Consider the following 16,588-nt stretch of genomic DNA (forward strand, 5'->3'; position numbering starts at 1 on the left):
GCCCTCCCCGCCCCCGAGCTGGATGCCACCATCCATGCCCGGGCCACCGCGGAACTCCTGCTGGACCGGTACGGCGTGGTCACCCGCGGGTCGGTCATGGCCGAGAACATCCTGGGCGGCTTCGGCCTGATGTACAAGGTCCTGGCCCGGCTGGAGGAAGCCGGCCGGTGCCGGCGCGGCTACTTCATCGAACATCTTGGCGCGGCGCAGTTCGCCGTTCCCGCGACCGTGGACCGGCTGCGTTCCTACGCCGAGGACACCCAGCTCCACAAGGCTGAACCGGTGGCCCTGGCCCTCGCCGCGACGGATCCCGCCAACCCCTACGGCGCCGCCCTGCCGTGGCCCGCACTGAACGTCGAAGCGGGAACAGGCCACCGTCCGGGCCGGAAGGCCGGCGCCCTGGTGGTGCTGGTCGACGGATCCCTCGTCCTTTACGTGGAACGCGGCGGCAAGACCCTGCTGGCTTTCAGCGAGGACACGGAGGTCCTGGCTGCGGCCGGCGCGGCCCTGATCGGCGTGGTCACCCGCGGCGCGGTGGACAAACTGATCATGGAAAAGGTCAACGGCCACGGCATCCTCGACACCCCCATCGCTGCCGCCCTGGCCCATGCCGGGGCCTACTCCACGCCGAAGGGTCTGAGGATCCGTGCCTGAGGGCGATTCCGTTTTTCGCGCGGCGGCCCAGCTTCATGCCGCGCTGGCCGGCCAGCGGCTCATCTCCTCCGACTTCCGGGTGCCGCGGTTCGCCACGCTCAAACTGGCCGGCTGGACGGTGGCCGAGGTGGTGCCGCGGGGCAAACATCTGCTCATGCGGCTGGAGGGCCCGGCGCGGCCGGGTGACGGCAGCCCGGCGGAACCGGACCGGCTGACAATCCATTCACACCTCAAGATGGAAGGCACCTGGCAGGTCTACCCACCCGGTGGCCGCTGGCGGAAGCCGGGCTTCACCGCCCGCTGCGTGCTGCGCACCGCCGCGGCAGACGCCGTCGGGTTCTCGCTTGGCATCCTCGAAGTGGTCCGCACCTCCGAGGAGGACTCCGTCGTTGGCCACCTTGGGCCGGATCTGCTGGGTCCGGACTGGGACCTGGCCGAGGCGGAACGGCGGATCCGTGCCGCGCCGGAGGTCCCGATCGGCGTCGCCCTGCTGGACCAGCGGAACCTCGCGGGGATCGGCAACATCTACCGCTGCGAGGCTTGCTTCCTCTCCGGGGTGCACCCGGCGGCACCCGTCTCGTCCGTGCCTGACGTGGCCACCCTGATTAACGATGCCAAGGTGCTGCTGGAGGCCAACCTAGGGGCAGGCCGCCGGACCACCGTCCTGAACCCTCGCGGCGTCGCCGTGGGCCGGACCTCGGGGCTGCCCGGCTACTGGGTCTACCGGCGCGAACACCAGCCGTGCCTGAAGTGCGGAACACCGGTGCGGCGCGGAGTCCTCGCCCGGGCCACCGGCACGGAAGAGCGCGATATCTACTACTGCCCGATGTGCCAGCCGGAGCCGGGTGCGGGCACGGCCACGGGCTAAGTCCCGGGACGTCACTCCCGCGCGTCGTCGCGGGCCCCGGGCAGTCGCTCCACGGTTCCCCGAGCGGATCCTCGACACCACAAAAACCCTGCGTCGCGCTAATTACCGGAAGAACCGGATTTCCCGCGTCGATCGGCGATCGATGCGTCGCCAACGAATTTGCGAGTCGTCAGCGTGCGGCCGCTCCAAGTGGGGCTCAGCGCGCGGCAGCGGTTCAGGGCGCGGCGACGGCTGGATCAACTGACGACACCGGGACGGGCTTCTTCAGCTCCGGCACGGTGAATCGCGGCAGCAACAGTTGCACCAGCGGGCCGATCGCGAGGGCGTAAAGCACGGTCCCGATGCCGACGGACCCGCCGAGCAGCCAGCCCGCGCCCAGCACCACGATTTCAATGCCGGTGCGCGACGTCCGGACGGACCAGCCCGTCCGGCGGGCAAGTCCAGTCATCAGTCCGTCCCGGGCACCGGGTCCCAGCCGCGCCCCGATGTAACAGGCGGAGGCGATTCCGTTGAGCAGGATGGCGCCCGCGAGCATGCCGGCCTGCCCGCCGAGATGGGAGAACTCAGGGATCAGTGCCAGCCCGACGTCGGCGAAGACGCCCACCAGCACGGCGTTGCACAGCGTGCCGACGCCCGGCCACTGCCGCAGCGGGATCCACAGGAGCAGCACGAGGAAGCTGACGATCACCACGACCGTGCCGATGCTCAGCCCGGTCTTGACCGCGAGCCCCTGGTGGAACACGTCCCACGGGTCCAGGCCGAGACCGGCGCGGATGAACATGGCCAGGGATATGCCGTACATGGCGAGGCCAATAAGGAGCTGAAGGAGCCTGCGGGTCAACATGGTCTCCATCCTCCCGGACAACTGGCCTTGCATTCCATAGCCAGTTTGAAATACTGGCCACATGTCCGGATCCCTGAACCCCAGTTCGCTCGCCCGGCTTCTCGGCGAGTGGAACCTTGGTGCCGCCCCCGCTTACCGGGAGCTCGCCGACGTCGTCCGCCTTCTGGTTCTCGACGGCCGCGTCCCGCTTGAGGTTGCGCTACCCAGCGAACGGGCCCTGGCCGCGACGCTCGGCATCAGCCGGACCACCGTCACGGCCGCCTACTCGCTGCTGCGCGAACAGGGATTCCTCAGCAGCGGCCAGGGCAGCCGCGGCCGGACAGGTATCCCGCAGGCCAGTCCGCGGGGCAGCAGCGGCGGGGCGGACCTTAGCGGCGCTCCGGGTCTGGCCGTCCCGGACGGGATCCTCGACCTGGCCTATGCGTCGTTGCCGGCCAGCGGCGAAGTGGTGCACCGGGCGTTCGCCTCTGCCCTGACCGAACTGCCGGCGCTGCTGCCCGGATTCGGCTATGACGCGCTCGGTGTGAACGCCCTGCGGGAGGCCATTGCAGACCACTATGCGGCGGCCGGGGTACCCACCACTGCTCAGCAGATTCTTGTGACCTCCGGCGCGCAGCACGCACTGAACATCGTGCTGCGCACCCTGGCCGGCCGGTCCGACAAGGTTATGGTGGAGCATCCGAGCTATCCCAACGCCATCGACGCCATCCGCGCCGCGGGCTGCCGGCTGGTGCCGGTGGCCATGCCCGCCGCCCACCCGGACGCCCGGTCCGGGGCGCGTCCGGGCTGGGACCTGGAGGCGATTGAGATGGCACTGATGCAGCAGCGGCCCGTGATGGCCTACGTGGTCCCGGACTTCCACAATCCCACCGGGCGGCTGATGCCGGATTCCCAGCGGCGCCGGCTGGTCCGCGCCGCCGCTGCAGCCGGCACGGTTCTCGTCGTCGACGAGACGCTCCGGGAGTTGAACCTCGACGGCGTCGCCTCCTCGCCGCTGGCAGCCTTCAGCCCCGCCGTCGTCTCCCTCGGTTCCCTCAGCAAGTCCCACTGGGCCGGACTGCGGACCGGCTGGATCCGCGCCGACGAATCCCTGATCCAGCGTTTCGCCGCCGCCCGCACCACCATGGACCTCGGCGGCCCGGTGGTGGAACAGCTCGCGGCGGCCCACCTGGTCGGCGCGCTCACCGAGCCGCTGCCGCCGCGGCTGGCATCCCTGCGGGACAACCGCGACGCACTGCTGGACCTCATCGCCAGCAGGTTGCCGGGCTGGCAGAGCGAACGGCCCGTCGGCGGCCTGTCCGTATGGTGCCGGCTTCCGGCCCCGATCAGCACCGCACTTGCCGTGGTGGCACCGGAATTCGGCATCCGGCTCGCGGCCGGGCCCCGCTTCGGCACAGGCGGCGCCTTCGAACACCACCTCCGGGTGCCGTTCACCCTGCCCCCGGAACAGCTCGAAACCGCGGTTAGGGCGCTGCGTTCCGCCCAGGACAGGCTGGAGGCGTCCCCACAACTGCGGCGCAACCTCGGAACCCCGCCCGCCGCGGCCATCGCCTGATCCGGCTACGCTGCCAAACGGATGCGCCGGCCGGGCGACAATGGGCCCGGCGACGCGGGCCCGGCGACGCGGACAGTTCCCCACGAGGCGCAAAATTCCTGGCGCGACCGAATTCCGGCGTCGCCAGCGTCCCCGGGTGTCGCCAGCGATTTTGAGTGTCGGACGGCAGGCTGCGCCTCGCAGTATGGCGCGCCGGGAGTCCGCGGCGCCCGTCACCGGAACGGACAACGCCTCCGGCGCATGGGGACCGGCTATCGCGTTCTCTCCTTCCGGCCGGCGCATTCTCCCTACCGGCTATTGCATTCCCCCAAATAGCTTGGCTACGCGTACACCTTTTCGAGGAAGCCGGCCCAGGCCTTCGTCGTGGTTTCGGAATCCCCGATGCCGCTGAAGTCGTGGACCGTCATGCCGACCGTGGCACCGAAGGCATTGCGGCCGAAGAACCGGTACAGCGTGTCCGCAGTTCGCAGGCCGAGGAAGTTCTCGTTGGCAAAGTCCACCTCACCCGAGAGCCTCCCCACACCGTCGAGCTCCAGCTCCACAGTGCTCCCCGGCGTTGTCCCGTCAACGCCGAGTGCCTTCTTGAGCCGCGCGAAACCGTCGGATGCTGCCGAGGCACGAGGGGCCTGGACGTCGGTGAAGACGACCGGCCTGCCGTCAAAGTACGTCAGGTACTGGCCGAGCGTGTGCAGGTAGAACTCGGTGTGCTTGCTGGCGCCGTCATACTGCTGGTCCCAGTCTTCGGCGAAGATGCCGCTGTGGACGTAGTGCAGCCGGGCGCGGCCGCCGTCGAGCGGTTCGAGCACGTGTTCCAGCTGGTTAAACCAGCCGTCGGGACCGTCCATCCGGGACACCAAGTGGGCGGGGTACTCCTCCACGGTGCGCACCGCAGGCCACTCGTCCGTGGGGAACATCCACGCCGCGGTGCCCGCGGTGACCGCCGCCCAGACGCGCTCCGGGGTGGCGGGCAGTTCCGTGTCGACGGTAATTTCGAAGTCCCGCTTGTCAGTCATTGTCCTGCTCCTTAGCCGATGGGTTTGTGGGTTGTGCTTTAGGTGCTGTCTTGAGCGAAGGGTGAAGCGCGACGATAAGCCGGTGCTTGCGGCCGCTGCCCGCTGGGGTTCGCGGCCCCGGGCCTCCCGTCCCGCCGTCGTGGTACTTGTCCACGAGCCGGGTCACGGCGACGCCGAGGTCTTCGGCGAAGGCGGCCCGGTCCGCGGCGGTGCGGAAGGTGATCTCGCCGTCGATTGCAAAAGTGGCGAGTTTCTGTTGGGCCGCCGCCGCGCCAGCGATCAGCTGCCCCATTTCCCGGACCATGCGGGCGGCGAGCGCCAGCAGCCAGAAAGCCGAAAAGCGGTCCGAGAACCTGTGCGGATCCGGGGCTACCGAGGCCAGCGCTGCCGGAGAAATCAGGTAGGAGGCCGCGCTAGCCCGCAGGATCCGCTCCGTGACATTGCCCTTGCGGCGTTCCTCCACGAGTTCCACCAGCCCGTGCCGTTCCAGGGCCTTGAGGTGGTAGTTCACTTTCTGCCGGGGCAGGCCCATTTTCGCGGCGAGCTGCGTGGCCGACCCGGGCACGGCGAGTTCCATCAGGATGCGGGTCCGGATGGGGTCCAGGGACGCCTCCGCCGCGGCCGGGTCTTCGATCACTTCGATGTCCAACATGCTTCCAGTGTGTCCACCGACAGTTTTAGTTGTCAAGAATTTTTTTATCGTCGGCAGGTCGGGGGAGGGGGTTGCAGGGCCGAGCTCGCCCCCGCGGCCGGCAACCCTCTCCGCGCAAAAAACGGCGCGGCGAACCGGCAAAGTAGAATGGACCGGTGATGCAATCCCCCCTGCCCGTGCGCGACGGCGTCAACGCGACCCGTCTCCGCCTCCCGGACGAGGGCCCGTGGGACACTGCGATGGACTACATGATGCACCGCTGGGGCCACATCGACCCGCAGGGCATCGAGGACCGCTTCGACGCCGGCGAGATCGTGGGCGAGGCCGGCATCCCACTGGACCGGGCCACACCGCTGCGGAACCACACTTTCATCTGGTACTACCGCACGCTGCCGCCGGAGATCCGGATCCCGGTGGAACTGAACATCCTGCACCAGGACGAACACCTCCTCGTCGTGGACAAACCGCACTTCCTGCCCACCACCCCCGGCGGCACGTACATCCAGGAGTCCGCGCTGGTCCGGCTCCGGAACCAGCTGGAGCTGCCGGACCTCATTCCCATGCACCGGTTGGACCGTATGACCGCCGGAATCCTGCTGCTCTCCACGAACCCAGAGACCCGGGGCAAGTACCAGGTGCTGTTCGAGAAGCGCCAGGTCCAGAAGGAATACGAGTGTGTGGCCGCGGCCGAGCCTGCTCCCGGGCACCCCGCCGTCGGTTTCCCCGCGGTGGTCCGGAACCGGATGACCAAGTCCCGCAGCTACCTGCTCGCCGAGGTGATCGACGGCGAGCCCAACGCCGAAACCCGGATCGAGCGGCTGCGCACCTTTGACGGCCCCGACAACCCGGCCGAGGCCGCCGCCCGGCGCCGTGCGCTGTACCGGCTGGAGCCGCACTCGGGCAAGACCCACCAGCTCCGGGTGCACATGGCCTCGCTGGGGCTGGGGATCGTCAACGACGCCTTCTACCCTGACCTGCTGGACAAGGCGCCGGACGATTACTCGAAGCCGCTCCAGCTCCTGGCCCGCGGGATCCGCTTCGTGGACCCCATTTCCGGGGTTCCGGTGCAGTACCGCAGCGGACTGGAGCTCAGCGAGGCCCGCTAGGCTCCCACGCCGGCGGCCCTCCGGACCCGGAAGCCGCCAAACCCGCTTGACCCCCAGGGGACAGTCTCGCAGCCGGGCAGGCTCGAACCCCCGTCATGGAAGGGCGCCCGGACGGAAGTGCGGTACCTTGTGCCCATGGACTTCGGCAACGCGGAAAGCTGGGGGGACGCGATCTATTTATGGATCATCCCGGTGGTCATGGGCGACGCCATTTTCCCGCCCATCCCGTCCGAAATGGTCGTCATCTCCGGCGGCGCCCTGTCCGCCGTCGGGCGCGCCAACGCCCTCCTTGTGGTGCTTCTCGCCACGGCGGCGTCCTGGCTTGGCGACATTCTGGTGTTCCAGCTCTTCAAACGGCGCCTGAGCCATGCCCTGGACCGCTGGCGGTGGGGCCGGGCGTTCCATCGAGCAGTGCACACCGCGATCGGGAAGGCCGGCCGGTCCACCACCTACGGTGCGATCATCGGCGTCCGGTTCATCCCCGGCGGACGGCTGGCGACGACCGCCGGGGCAGGCATCGCCAACGTCTCCACCCGCGGTTTCAGCCTCTGCGCGGCGCTGGGCGGCCTCCTCTGGGCCGTCTGGTCCGTCGGTCTCGGCTACGCCACCGGCGCAGCCACCGGACTGCCGTTCTGGGCGAGCTCCCTGATCGGCGTCGGCGTCGGGATCCTGATCGGCGTCATCCTGGGCTTGATTGTCACGCGGAGGCGCGGCGACCGCTCCCCCGTTGTGGACGGTCCCGAGGAGGAACTGGACTTCTGAGCCAGCCGACCGGAACCTACACTGGCGCCCAGCGGCCGCGGTTGCGGCGGAGCACCATCAGGTGCCCGGTCACCGCAACGCGTTCGACGGCGTCACGCATCATCGCCGCCGACTCCAGCGCCTGGCGGTTCTCGCCGCTGTAGGACGTGGGCTCAACGAGGAAGCGCAGGTTCAGCTGCGGAACCCCGCCGGCGAGGTCGAGCTGGTTCGCCTCGACGTGGTGCCGCGTCTCCAGCGCCTCGACGGCCGCAGCCATCACGGCCTCCGGCGGGTTGCCCGGCTTGAGCCCGGTGATCTTCAGTCTGGTCTGGAACGACGGCATGCAACCACCCTATCGGGACGGGCCGACGGACCCCCGCCACGGTCAGCCGGTGTTGCGCAGGCCCGCCGCCACGCCGTTGACGGTGATAAGCATGGCACGCTGGAGGCGTTCGTCGATCTCTGCGTTGGGCATGCTCTCCCCGGCCGCGGCCTCGGAACGAATCCGGCGCAGCAGTTCCACCTGGAGGTAGCTGATCGGGTCGAGGTACTGGTCCCGGATCTCCAGGGAGCGCTTCAAGGTGGGTTGCGCGTCGAGCAGCAGGTCCTCGCCGGTCAGGTTCTGGATCTCGGCGACGGTCAGCTCGTATTCGGCCCTGATGGCACGGAACAAGTGGTGCAGTTCCCCGGGGACCAGCGTGGAGACGTAGTAGCCGGCGATGTCCATGTCCGTCTTCGCCAGCGTCATTTCCACATTGGAGAGCACGGAGCGGAAGAAGTGCCAGCCATCCATCATCTCCGCCAGCTGGGCCGAGTGACCGGCTTCGCGGGCGGCTTTGAGCCCGGAGCCGACACCGAACCAGCCCGGAACGATCTGCCGCGACTGCGTCCAGCCGAACACCCACGGGATCGCCCGCAGACCCTCGAGCCCCGCGCCGGAATCGGGGCGCTTGGACGGCCGGGAGCCGATATTCAGGGACCCCAGCTGTTCCACCGGGGTGGAGGCCATGAAATAGGCCGGCAGGTCCGGATCATCGATCAGGGTCCGGTACCGGGCGAAGGCGGCGTCGGAAATGGTCTCCATGACGTGGCCGTAGCGTTCGCGCTGGTCCTCCGAGGTGCGCGGGGTACGGTGCAGCGCGGAACCCTGCATGACCGCCGCGAGCGAGAGTTCGAGATTCTCCCGGGCGAGCTCGGGCAGCGAGTACTTGTCCGAAATGACCTCTCCCTGTTCGGTGAACTTGATTTCGCCTTCGAGCACCCCGTTGGGCTGGGCCATGATGGCGTCATAGGTCGGGCCGCCGCCGCGCCCCACGGAGCCGCCGCGGCCGTGGAACAGGCGCACCCGCACCCCGTGCTTGGCCGCGATATCCCGGAGTTTGCGCTGGGTCTTGTGGATTTCCCACTGGCTGGTCATGACGCCGGATTCCTTGTTGGAGTCCGAGTAGCCGAGCATGATCTCCTGCACGTCCCCGCGTAGCCGGACCAGCTCGCGGTAGGAGGAATCGGAGAGCAGCTGGTCCACGATTTCGGCCGAGGCCCGCAGCTCCTCCACGGTTTCCAGCAGCGGCGCGAAGCCGATCCTTGCACAGGGGGCCTCGCCGAACAGGTTGACCAGCCCCGCCTCGCGGGCCAGCACCGCCGCGGCCAGGACATCGTCCGCGCCGCGGGTCATCGAAATAATGTACGTCTCGATGACGTCCGGGCCGTACGTCCGCAGGGCCCGCCGGATCTCGCGGAAGACGTCATAGGTGCCGTCGGCGACGCCGTCGAGCTTGATCGGGTGGCCGGACAGCGGGCGGCGCGAGGCGAGCTCCGCCCCCAGCACCTCGAGCCGCTCGGAACGGTTGAGTTCCGCATACCGGAGGCCGGGGCCGCCGAGCCGGTCCATCAGCTGCCCGACGGCGTCATGGTGGTGGTCGGCGTGTTCTCGGATGTCTAGGGTGGCCAGGTGCAGGCCAAAGGAGGCGATGGCGCGGCGGACCCGGGCCAGGGAACCGTCGGCGGCGAGCGCGGCATGGTGGTTGCGCAGCGACCGTTCCAGCAGTCCCAGCTCCTCGATCAGCTCCGCGGTGGCGGTGTAGTCGCGGCCCGGCTGGTGCACCGATCCGGCCGAGACCCGCCGGGCGGTGTTCAGCAGCTTGGCCTTGATGCAGGTGAGCTTGAGCCGGTAGGGCTCCTGGGCGTTCAGTTCCAGGACCCGGCGGTCCAGTCCCGGCAGGTTCCCGAGGTCGACGTCGATCGAGTCCAGCAGCTCCTGGTCCGCCCCGGCGAGCGCCGTCGAGTTGGACAGGATGGAGATCAGCCCGTCGATCAGGCCGATGCTGATCCGGACGGCGTGCTGGTTCTGGATCTGCAGGATTTCGCGGGTGACGGCCGCGGTGACGTTGGGGTTGCCGTCCCGGTCCCCGCCGATCCAGGAGCCGAAGCGGATGGGGGCCTTCTCCGCCGGGAGGGTGACGCCGTGCTCGGCGAGCAGCTCCGAGAGGTCCGAGAGCATCTCCGGCATGGCGTCGCCCAGGATGCCGGTGAGGTAGTAGATGGCGTTCCGGGCCTCGTCCACCGGGGTGGGCCGGACCTGGCGGAGTTCATCCGTCTGCCACATCTGGTCGATCACCTCGGCGAGCTGGCGGTCCTGGCGGCGGCGTGCAGAGGTGCCCTCCGCCGTGCTCTGGGCCAGGATGTCGGAGAGCCGGCGGACCTTGTCCAGCACGGAGCGGCGGGAGGCCTCCGTGGGGTGTGCGGTGAAGATGGGGCGGACGTCGAGTTCATTGACGACCTCCTGCAGCACCGAGGGCCCGGCCTGGGCGGCGATGTCGGTGACGGCCTTGGCCAGCCAGCCGTCCTGTTCCTGCCGGGTGCGCAGCCCGCGGACCCGGTGCACCTGCTCGGCGGCGTTGGCCAGGTGGAAGTAGAAGGCGAAGGCGCGGACCAGGTCGGTGGCCTGCTCAAGGGGCAGGGAGCCGAGCAGTTCGCGGACCTGGGCGACGACGTCGTGCGAGCTCCACGGCCCGGTGGCATCCGCACCGCCGCGGGCGGCCTCCTTGGATTCCTTGGTCAGCAGGCGTACCTGCTCCACCAGGTCCAGGAGTTCGGGCCCATGCTGGCGGACCAGGGATTCGCCGAGAAGGGTGGATACCCGGCGGACGTCGGCGCGCAGTTCGGAGGCGAGATCGGTGCCGGGATTCGTTGCAGTGTCAGCCATGGAAACTATCTCTCGAGGGGGACTTGGCTCGTACACTGCGCTGGATACTGTGAGCCGGGTTACTTTCTTCCTACAGGATGCTACCCGGAGGCCGGGCAGCAGGGGAATCCGTCTCAGATAGTGTCCGGGCCCTTGACGTGGCGCTCCGGGGGTGACAGCGCGGGCAAGCGGATCCTGCCGCGTGGCTGGAGTTGGGTGGCGGAGGCATTACCGGGCGATTTTGAAGTTGAACGCCCCGGTGCCCAGCGCGCCCCAGATCCGCAGCCAGATCGGCAGGATCATTTCGGCGCCGCGCGCGGTGGTGATGTCGCCCAGATCGATGATGTCGCGGTGGCCCAATGCCTTGAGCAGGCCGGTGACAGTCTCCTTGGCGGCCGCGTCGTTTCCGGAAACGAAGACCGAGTGGTCTCCCCCGGCGACGCTCAGCGGGTCCGCCATCACACTGGCGGTCATCGTGTTGAGGGTCTTGACCACGCGGGCTTCCGGGAAGGTCCGCTGGATCTGCTCCCCGAGGCTGTCGGTGTTCACCGGGTCCAACGACGGCGGAAACCCGTGGGAGAAGTCCAGCGGGTTGGCGATGTCCATCAGCACCTTGCCGGCCAGGTTCCCTGCTCCCGCTGCGGTGAGCGCCCCGAGTGAGCTCGCGCCGTTGGTGGCATTGACGATGATGTCCGCACCGGCAGCGGCGTCCGCGAAAGTGGCGACGTCGATCCGGCCGTGCGCCGCATGCCACGCGGCAAAGGGTGGACCGCCCATCGCCCCGGGCTCGGTCCGGGCCAGCGTCACCCTGGGATCGCGCGTTCCGATCACCACGTCATGCCCCAGCTCCGACAGCGCCCCGGCGATCGTGGGGCCAACGGTCCCGCTTCCCATTACTGCAATCCTCATATTGTCCTCACTTCTCAACGGGGGTAGACAGGTTCGTCTGCGTGTGGCCCCGACGCTACCAGACAGATCTGTCTACGGCAAGGAAACGATGCGGCGCCGGCGGACATAGACAGACTTGTCTGTGTACCATAGAGCCATGACGCCGCCAGCAGCCACAGCAGCGCCGGCCGCCCGCACCCCCGCCGGACAGGCCAGGGAAAAGATTCTCGCCACGGCCTTCCGGCTGTTCTACGCCCAGGGGCTCCGGGCCGCCGGCATCGATACGATCATCGCCGAATCCGGCGTCGCCAAGGCGACGTTCTACAAGTACTTTCCCGCCAAGGATGATCTGATCCTGGCGTACCTCGAGAAAGTCGACGGCGTCTGGACCGGGCAGCTCCACGCCGCGGCCGAAGCCGCCGGCCCTGACCCCGCGGCCCAGCTCGTGGGGTTGTTTGATGCCCTGGCCAGCGCCTGCCGCCGCGACGGCTACCGCGGCTGCGCCTTCATCAACGCCGCGGCCGAGTCTGCTTCCGGAACCCGCATTCACGAACGGACGGTGGCGCACAAGGAGCACACCAGGGCCTGGATCCGCGGCCTGGCCGACCAGGCCGGCGTCCCGGATCCGGACCAGCTCGCCCGCAGCCTGACCCTCCTGCTCGACGGCGGCCTGGCCAGCGGCGTGCTCGACGCCGACCCGGCGGCGGCCACCGCCGCCCGGAACACGGCAGCACAACTGGTGTCCGCAAGCCTCGGGAGGAACACTGACCATGCCGCAAGCTGACCCTGAGGCCCAGCTCGCCCGCTGGCGGCGCTTCCGGACGAGCCGCAACGCGGCCCTGGCCAGCGAGTACGGCTGGCTGACCCTGACCTCCTTCCAGTGGCTGGACGGCCGGCCGGCCGCGGTCGAACTGGCCCCCGGCCTCTGGTCCACGGACGGCACGACGGCGTTCCTCACCGCTGCAGCTTCCGGCGGACTGACCCTCGTGGAGACCGGCGAGCCCGTGGAGGGCACCGTCAGCGCGGCGCTGGCCAACGAGGAATCGCTGCTGTGGGTCCAGTACGGCGGCGCGGACGGCCGCCAGGTCGTCGTGGAACTCGCCATGCGCGCCAACAAGTACGCCGTCCGGACCCGCGATTCGGAGTCGCCCGTATTCACCGAGTTCGACGGTGTCCCCACCTTCGGCTACCGGCCGGACCTTGTGGTCGAGGCCAGCTTCCACCCGTACCCGGAGCCCGTCGACGTGCCGATCGGCACCGCCAACCCCCTGGTCGACGGGGTCCACCGGTCCGTCGGCGAGCTCGTGTTCCGGCTCCCCGGCAAGGACCACGACTTCCACCTGCAGGCCGAGGAGGAAAAGCTCGGCGCCCTAACCGTCACGTTCCATGACGAGACCAACGGAGCAGCCCCGCCGGAACTGGCAACCGCCGAGTGGCGGAAGGTCTCCACCGCCCGGCCCCGCGTCGATGCCTTGGGGAACCGGACGGTCATCCTGGATTTCAACCGGGCGATCAATTACCCCAGCGCCTTCACCCCGTACGGCACCTGCCCCATGCCGGTGAAGAACAACAGCCTGGACTACCGGATCGAGGCCGGGGAGAAAGAGCCGGCGCTGTTCTAGACGATCGCGTTCTAGACGATCGCGGAAACCCCGGTCACGGCCCGGCCCACAATCAGCGTGTTGATCTCGAACGAGCCCTCATAGGTGTAGATCGCCTCGGCGTCCGCGAAGATCTTGGCCATCCGATAGTCGGTGATGATCCCGTTGCCGCCGAGCAGGGACCGGCCCATCGCTACGGTTTCACGCATCCGGGCGCTCACGTAGGACTTCGCCAGCGCCACCTGCGGCATGTCCGCGGCACCGCGCTCCTGCAGCTGCGCGATCCGGACCATCATCCCCATGCTAGCCACGGCATTGCCGAGCATCGTCACCAGCTGCTGCTGGACCAGCTGGAATTTCGCCAGCGGCCGGCCGAACTGCTGGCGTTCGACGGCGTACTGCCGGGCGACGTCGAAGGCGGCCAGCTGCTGGCCAACACCCTGCCAGGCCACCATGATCCGCGAACCGCGCAGCAGCTCGTTGGTGTCCTCGAAGCTGTTGATCCCGGCGAACCGGTCCGACTCGCCCACCTGCACGTCCGTGAAGACAATGTCCGCATTCTGCACGGTGCGCAGCGCGATCTTGTTCTCGATCCGGCTCCGGCTCACTCCCGGAAGGGCCGCGTCGACGATGAAGCCGCGGATGCCGCCGGCGGCCTCGTCACGGGCCCAAACGAGCAGGTAGTCGCAGAACGTCCCGTTGCCGATCCAGCGCTTGGCGCCGTTGAGCACCCAGGTGTCCCCGCCGTCGGGCGCCCCGCCGGAAACGCGCCGGGCGACGGTCTCCATCCCGCCGGCCACGTCGGAGCCATGCTCCGGTTCGGTCAGTGCGAACGCGCCGGTGGTCCGGAGGTTCGCGGCGTCGTCGAGCAGGCGCGCCTTCTGTTCCTCGGAGCCGAAGCCGTAGAGCGATTCGACAAAGAGGTCGTGGTGGACCAGGAAGAAGGTCGCCAGCGAGGTGTCCACCCGGGTCATCTCGGCGATGACCAGCCCGGCGAAAAGATGGCTGTAGCCGCGCTGGGCCGGCGCGCTGAGTTCAAGGGCCGCCAGCTTGGGCAGGATATGTGCGGGGAACTCGGCCTTGTTCCACCACTCGCCGGCAAAAGGTGCCACCTCGCGGGCCAGGAACTCCCGGAGTTCGGCCAGCTTTGCCTGTTCCGCGGCGTTGAGCATCGACTCGAAGTCGAAGAAATCGGCGGTCGGGAGCCCCGCGACGGAGTCGGCCGGCGCCGAGGAAGCGGCGAGCCCGGCACGCGTCATTTCGGCCCCATCCGGATGGCGCCGTCGAGGCGGATGGTCTCGCCGTTGAGCATGGCGTTCTCGACGATGTGCGCGGCGAGGTTGGCGTACTCGGCGGGGCGGCCCAGCCGGGACGGATGCGGCACCTGGTGCCCAAGGGAATCCTGGGCTTCCTGCGGCAGGCCGGCCATCATGGGTGTCTCGAAGATGCCCGGCGCGATGGTGACCACCCGGATCAGCGACCGGGCGAGCTCGCGCGCGATCGGCAGGGTCATCGCGTGCACCGCGCCCTTGGAGGCGGCATAGGCCGGCTGGCCGATCTGGCCGTCAAACGCGGCGACGGAGGCGGTGTTGATGATGACGCCGCGCTCCGGCCCGCCCAGCCCGGTGACGGCCGGCTCGGCCGCCGCCATCGCGGCCGCGGCGAGGCGGATGACGTTGAAGGTGCCCACGAGGTTGATCTGGATGACACGGCTGAAGTTCTCCAGCGGCAGCACGCCGTCGCGGCCCAGGACCTTGCCGGGGGTGGCGATCCCGGCGCAGTTGACCACGATCCGCAGCGGGCCGAGCGCGACGGCGGCGTCGACGGCCGCCTGCACCTCTGGCTCGCTGGTGACGTCGGCGGCGGCGAAGACCGCTTTGTTGGCCGGCTCCGCCGGGCTGCCGTCGCCGGGCGCCCCGGCCCGGACCCGGCCAGCGGCGTTCAGCTCGGCGGCGAAGGCCTCGCCGGCGGAGCCCGGCAGGTCCACCAGGACCACGGAGGCTCCGGCGTCGAACAGACGGCGCGCCGTGGCAGCACCCAACCCCGAGGCCCCGCCCGTAATCAGCGCAACTGTACCTTTGATGTCCATGCATCCTCCTTGATGTGGAACCGGAACCCGCCACGACACTGTGTGCAGCGTCACGGACTTGCAGGGAACATTAGTTAGTGAATGTTAACTGGAATACGGGCATTCCGCACCTTTCACCGCCCGGCCCCGCAACGATCCGGCCCCAAGGCTGCCGCCGCTAGGCTGGATCCATGAGCCCAGCAGAGATTTCCGCCGCCGCCGACTGGTCCTTCCGCGCGGATGAAGCGGCGCGCTCGGTGACCCGGGTGTTCGGGCAGCGGCTCTTCTTCCTGCCGGGAACCCACATCGCCGCGATCGTGCGCCCCTCGGGCCGGCTCAGGAACCTGGCCCGGCCCTGGCACTACTGGTGGCAGGCGCATTACGTGGACTGCCTGGTGGACACCGGGCGCCGCGAACTCGGCACCGAAGGCGGGCCCGGGCAACGGTTCGACGGCGGGAACCGTCCCAGCGCCGGCCGGCTCGCCTCCCGGCTGGTCACCGGGATCCGGCTGCGGAACTTCCTCACCATCGTCAACAACTACTACGACGACATGGCCTGGCTGGCGCTGTCCACGCTGCGGCTGGAGAACCTCGCCGAGCAAAGCCGGTACGCGGCGGGGCGGCGCCGCAACGCCCGGATCCTCAAGAGCCTCACCCTGCAGTTCGATTCCGCCTCCACGGACGATCTCGGCGGCGGCACGTTCTGGAGCAAGAAACGGGATTTCAAGAACACTCCGGCCACGGCCCCGGTGGCACTCTACTACGCCCGCACCGGCCAGGCGGCCAAGGCCCAGGCCCTGCTGGACTGGCTGGATGCCCGGCTGTTCGACCCGGAACAGGGGATGTACCGGGACGGCCTCCGGATCGGACCGGGCGGTGAGGTGGTCCTGGAAAGTGCCATCTACTCCTACAACCAGGGCCCCGTCCTGGGCGCCCTGCTGGAACTCGGCGGCGGGGCGAACCTGGCCCGCGCAGCCTCGCTCGTGGCGGCCGTGGCGCAGAACCTCACCCTTCCGGCCCCACTGACGGGCAGCAGCCCCGGGATGCTGCGCTGCGAGGGAAGCGGCGACGGCGGCCTCTTCACCGGGATCCTGGCCCGCTACCTCGCGCTGGCCGCTGTCGACGGACGGCTGCCGGCCGGGACCCGGGCGACGGCCACCGACCTGGTGCTCAACACTGCCGGGGCGTTGTGGGAGGGCCGCCGGACCGTGTCCGCCGGGGAGCAGCTTCCCGGCAAGGGCAGCCGGATTATCTTCTCCGCCCGCCCCGAACTGCCGGCGGACCGCAGCTACCCGGCGGGCGCCGCCGTCGAACTTTCCACCCAGCTCCAGGCCTGGATGGTGCTGGAAGCCGCGGCGGCGGTCACCGGCGGGGACGGCCCCCGGACGGCCGCGGCACCATCCCCGGAATCACC

Annotated in this window: 15 protein-coding genes and 1 pseudogene; 8 read left to right on the forward strand and 8 right to left on the reverse strand. The window is 69.3% G+C overall.

Translation table 11 applies throughout. The annotated features are described in order from the left end of the window. Both BJQ90_RS05915 and BJQ90_RS05920 read left to right on the forward strand, forming a co-directional pair. A pseudogene (locus BJQ90_RS05915) lies at positions 1-654 on the forward strand (ATP-dependent helicase); the annotation flags it as partial. Beyond that, positions 647-1,522, forward strand: coding sequence for an Fpg/Nei family DNA glycosylase (locus BJQ90_RS05920; RefSeq protein ID WP_226759376.1), 876 nt, complete (start codon positions 647-649; stop codon positions 1,520-1,522). The pseudogene BJQ90_RS05915 and the gene BJQ90_RS05920, both read left to right, overlap by 8 nt. 214 nt (positions 1,523-1,736) lie before the next feature. Here BJQ90_RS05920 and BJQ90_RS05925 read toward each other — a convergent pair whose 3' ends face one another. Continuing rightward, positions 1,737-2,366: a YczE/YyaS/YitT family protein gene (locus BJQ90_RS05925; protein WP_226759377.1), complete on the reverse strand. Its 630-nt coding sequence runs from the start codon at positions 2,364-2,366 to the stop codon at positions 1,737-1,739. Between the two features lie 61 nt (positions 2,367-2,427). On the opposite strand from BJQ90_RS05925, the gene BJQ90_RS05930 reads away from it, so the two are divergent. Continuing rightward, positions 2,428-3,921, forward strand: coding sequence for a PLP-dependent aminotransferase family protein (locus tag BJQ90_RS05930; protein WP_226759378.1), 1,494 nt, complete (start codon positions 2,428-2,430; stop codon positions 3,919-3,921). Positions 3,922-4,241: 320 nt separating this feature from the next. Here the strand turns inward: BJQ90_RS05930 and BJQ90_RS05935 are convergent, their stop codons facing one another. Both BJQ90_RS05935 and BJQ90_RS05940 read right to left on the reverse strand, forming a co-directional pair. After that, positions 4,242-4,934: an SRPBCC family protein gene (locus BJQ90_RS05935; protein WP_226759379.1), complete on the reverse strand. Its 693-nt coding sequence runs from the start codon at positions 4,932-4,934 to the stop codon at positions 4,242-4,244. Further along, the gene (locus tag BJQ90_RS05940; RefSeq protein ID WP_226759380.1) at positions 4,927-5,586 is read right to left on the reverse strand and encodes a helix-turn-helix domain-containing protein; all 660 of its coding nucleotides are present in this window, start codon (positions 5,584-5,586) and stop codon (positions 4,927-4,929) included. Before BJQ90_RS05940 ends, BJQ90_RS05935 begins: the two co-directional genes overlap by 8 nt. A 158-nt stretch (positions 5,587-5,744) precedes the next feature. On the opposite strand from BJQ90_RS05940, the gene BJQ90_RS05945 reads away from it, so the two are divergent. Further along, positions 5,745-6,692 (forward strand): RluA family pseudouridine synthase, encoded by a 948-nt coding sequence (locus tag BJQ90_RS05945; RefSeq protein ID WP_226759390.1) that lies wholly within the window; start codon positions 5,745-5,747, stop codon positions 6,690-6,692. Positions 6,693-6,827: 135 nt separating this feature from the next. Beyond that, positions 6,828-7,454 carry a DedA family protein gene (locus BJQ90_RS05950; protein WP_226759381.1) on the forward strand — a complete coding sequence of 209 codons (627 nt, stop codon included), beginning with the start codon at positions 6,828-6,830 and terminating at the stop codon, positions 7,452-7,454. Positions 7,455-7,470: 16 nt separating this feature from the next. Here the strand turns inward: BJQ90_RS05950 and BJQ90_RS05955 are convergent, their stop codons facing one another. The 3 genes from BJQ90_RS05955 to BJQ90_RS05965 all read right to left on the reverse strand — a co-directional run bounded on the left by BJQ90_RS05955 (position 7,471) and on the right by BJQ90_RS05965 (position 11,526). Continuing rightward, positions 7,471-7,776 (reverse strand): hypothetical protein, encoded by a 306-nt coding sequence (locus tag BJQ90_RS05955; protein ID WP_226759382.1) that lies wholly within the window; start codon positions 7,774-7,776, stop codon positions 7,471-7,473. A 42-nt stretch (positions 7,777-7,818) separates the two neighbouring features. Beyond that, positions 7,819-10,638 (reverse strand): phosphoenolpyruvate carboxylase, encoded by a 2,820-nt coding sequence (ppc, locus tag BJQ90_RS05960; protein ID WP_226759383.1) that lies wholly within the window; start codon positions 10,636-10,638, stop codon positions 7,819-7,821. A gap of 207 nt (positions 10,639-10,845) precedes the next feature. Further along, on the reverse strand, positions 10,846-11,526 hold the full coding sequence (locus BJQ90_RS05965; RefSeq protein WP_226759384.1) for an NADPH-dependent F420 reductase: 681 nt from the start codon (positions 11,524-11,526) through the stop codon (positions 10,846-10,848). Positions 11,527-11,662: 136 nt separating this feature from the next. Here BJQ90_RS05965 and BJQ90_RS05970 point away from each other — a divergent pair, with 136 nt between their 5' ends. Both BJQ90_RS05970 and BJQ90_RS05975 read left to right on the forward strand, forming a co-directional pair. After that, positions 11,663-12,289 (forward strand): TetR/AcrR family transcriptional regulator, encoded by a 627-nt coding sequence (locus tag BJQ90_RS05970; RefSeq protein ID WP_226759385.1) that lies wholly within the window; start codon positions 11,663-11,665, stop codon positions 12,287-12,289. Continuing rightward, on the forward strand, positions 12,276-13,127 hold the full coding sequence (locus BJQ90_RS05975; RefSeq protein ID WP_226759386.1) for a DUF1684 domain-containing protein: 852 nt from the start codon (positions 12,276-12,278) through the stop codon (positions 13,125-13,127). Before BJQ90_RS05970 ends, BJQ90_RS05975 begins: the two co-directional genes overlap by 14 nt. Positions 13,128-13,138: 11 nt before the next feature. On the opposite strand, the gene BJQ90_RS05980 is transcribed toward BJQ90_RS05975, so the two are convergent. Beyond that, complete coding sequence (locus BJQ90_RS05980; protein ID WP_226759387.1) at positions 13,139-14,365, reverse strand: acyl-CoA dehydrogenase family protein; 1,227 nt, start codon at positions 14,363-14,365, stop codon at positions 13,139-13,141. After that, positions 14,362-15,195: an SDR family NAD(P)-dependent oxidoreductase gene (locus BJQ90_RS05985; protein WP_226759388.1), complete on the reverse strand. Its 834-nt coding sequence runs from the start codon at positions 15,193-15,195 to the stop codon at positions 14,362-14,364. The genes BJQ90_RS05980 and BJQ90_RS05985 overlap by 4 nt, the downstream gene beginning before the upstream one ends. Positions 15,196-15,365: 170 nt before the next feature. Between BJQ90_RS05985 and BJQ90_RS05990 the strand changes: the two genes are divergently transcribed. Further along, positions 15,366-16,588 (forward strand): glycoside hydrolase family 76 protein (locus BJQ90_RS05990; RefSeq protein ID WP_226759389.1); only part of this gene is annotated, 1,223 nt, incomplete at its 3' end.

It is taken from the genome of Arthrobacter sp. SO3 (genome assembly GCF_020532825.1).
GTDB lineage: Bacteria > Actinomycetota > Actinomycetes > Actinomycetales > Micrococcaceae > Arthrobacter.

Coding starts and splice junctions, on each gene's coding strand:
- BJQ90_RS05925 (WP_226759377.1), bottom strand. CDS start 2,366: ATGTTGACCCGCAGGCTCCTTCAGCTCCTTATTGGCCTCGCCATGTAC.
- BJQ90_RS05930 (WP_226759378.1), top strand. CDS start 2,428: ATGTCCGGATCCCTGAACCCCAGTTCGCTCGCCCGGCTTCTCGGCGAG.
- BJQ90_RS05935 (WP_226759379.1), bottom strand. CDS start 4,934: ATGACTGACAAGCGGGACTTCGAAATTACCGTCGACACGGAACTGCCC.
- BJQ90_RS05940 (WP_226759380.1), bottom strand. CDS start 5,586: ATGTTGGACATCGAAGTGATCGAAGACCCGGCCGCGGCGGAGGCGTCC.
- BJQ90_RS05945 (WP_226759390.1), top strand. CDS start 5,745: ATGCAATCCCCCCTGCCCGTGCGCGACGGCGTCAACGCGACCCGTCTC.
- BJQ90_RS05950 (WP_226759381.1), top strand. CDS start 6,828: ATGGACTTCGGCAACGCGGAAAGCTGGGGGGACGCGATCTATTTATGG.
- BJQ90_RS05955 (WP_226759382.1), bottom strand. CDS start 7,776: ATGCCGTCGTTCCAGACCAGACTGAAGATCACCGGGCTCAAGCCGGGC.
- ppc (WP_226759383.1), bottom strand. CDS start 10,638: ATGGCTGACACTGCAACGAATCCCGGCACCGATCTCGCCTCCGAACTG.
- BJQ90_RS05965 (WP_226759384.1), bottom strand. CDS start 11,526: ATGAGGATTGCAGTAATGGGAAGCGGGACCGTTGGCCCCACGATCGCC.
- BJQ90_RS05970 (WP_226759385.1), top strand. CDS start 11,663: ATGACGCCGCCAGCAGCCACAGCAGCGCCGGCCGCCCGCACCCCCGCC.
- BJQ90_RS05975 (WP_226759386.1), top strand. CDS start 12,276: ATGCCGCAAGCTGACCCTGAGGCCCAGCTCGCCCGCTGGCGGCGCTTC.
- BJQ90_RS05980 (WP_226759387.1), bottom strand. CDS start 14,365: ATGACGCGTGCCGGGCTCGCCGCTTCCTCGGCGCCGGCCGACTCCGTC.
- BJQ90_RS05985 (WP_226759388.1), bottom strand. CDS start 15,195: ATGGACATCAAAGGTACAGTTGCGCTGATTACGGGCGGGGCCTCGGGG.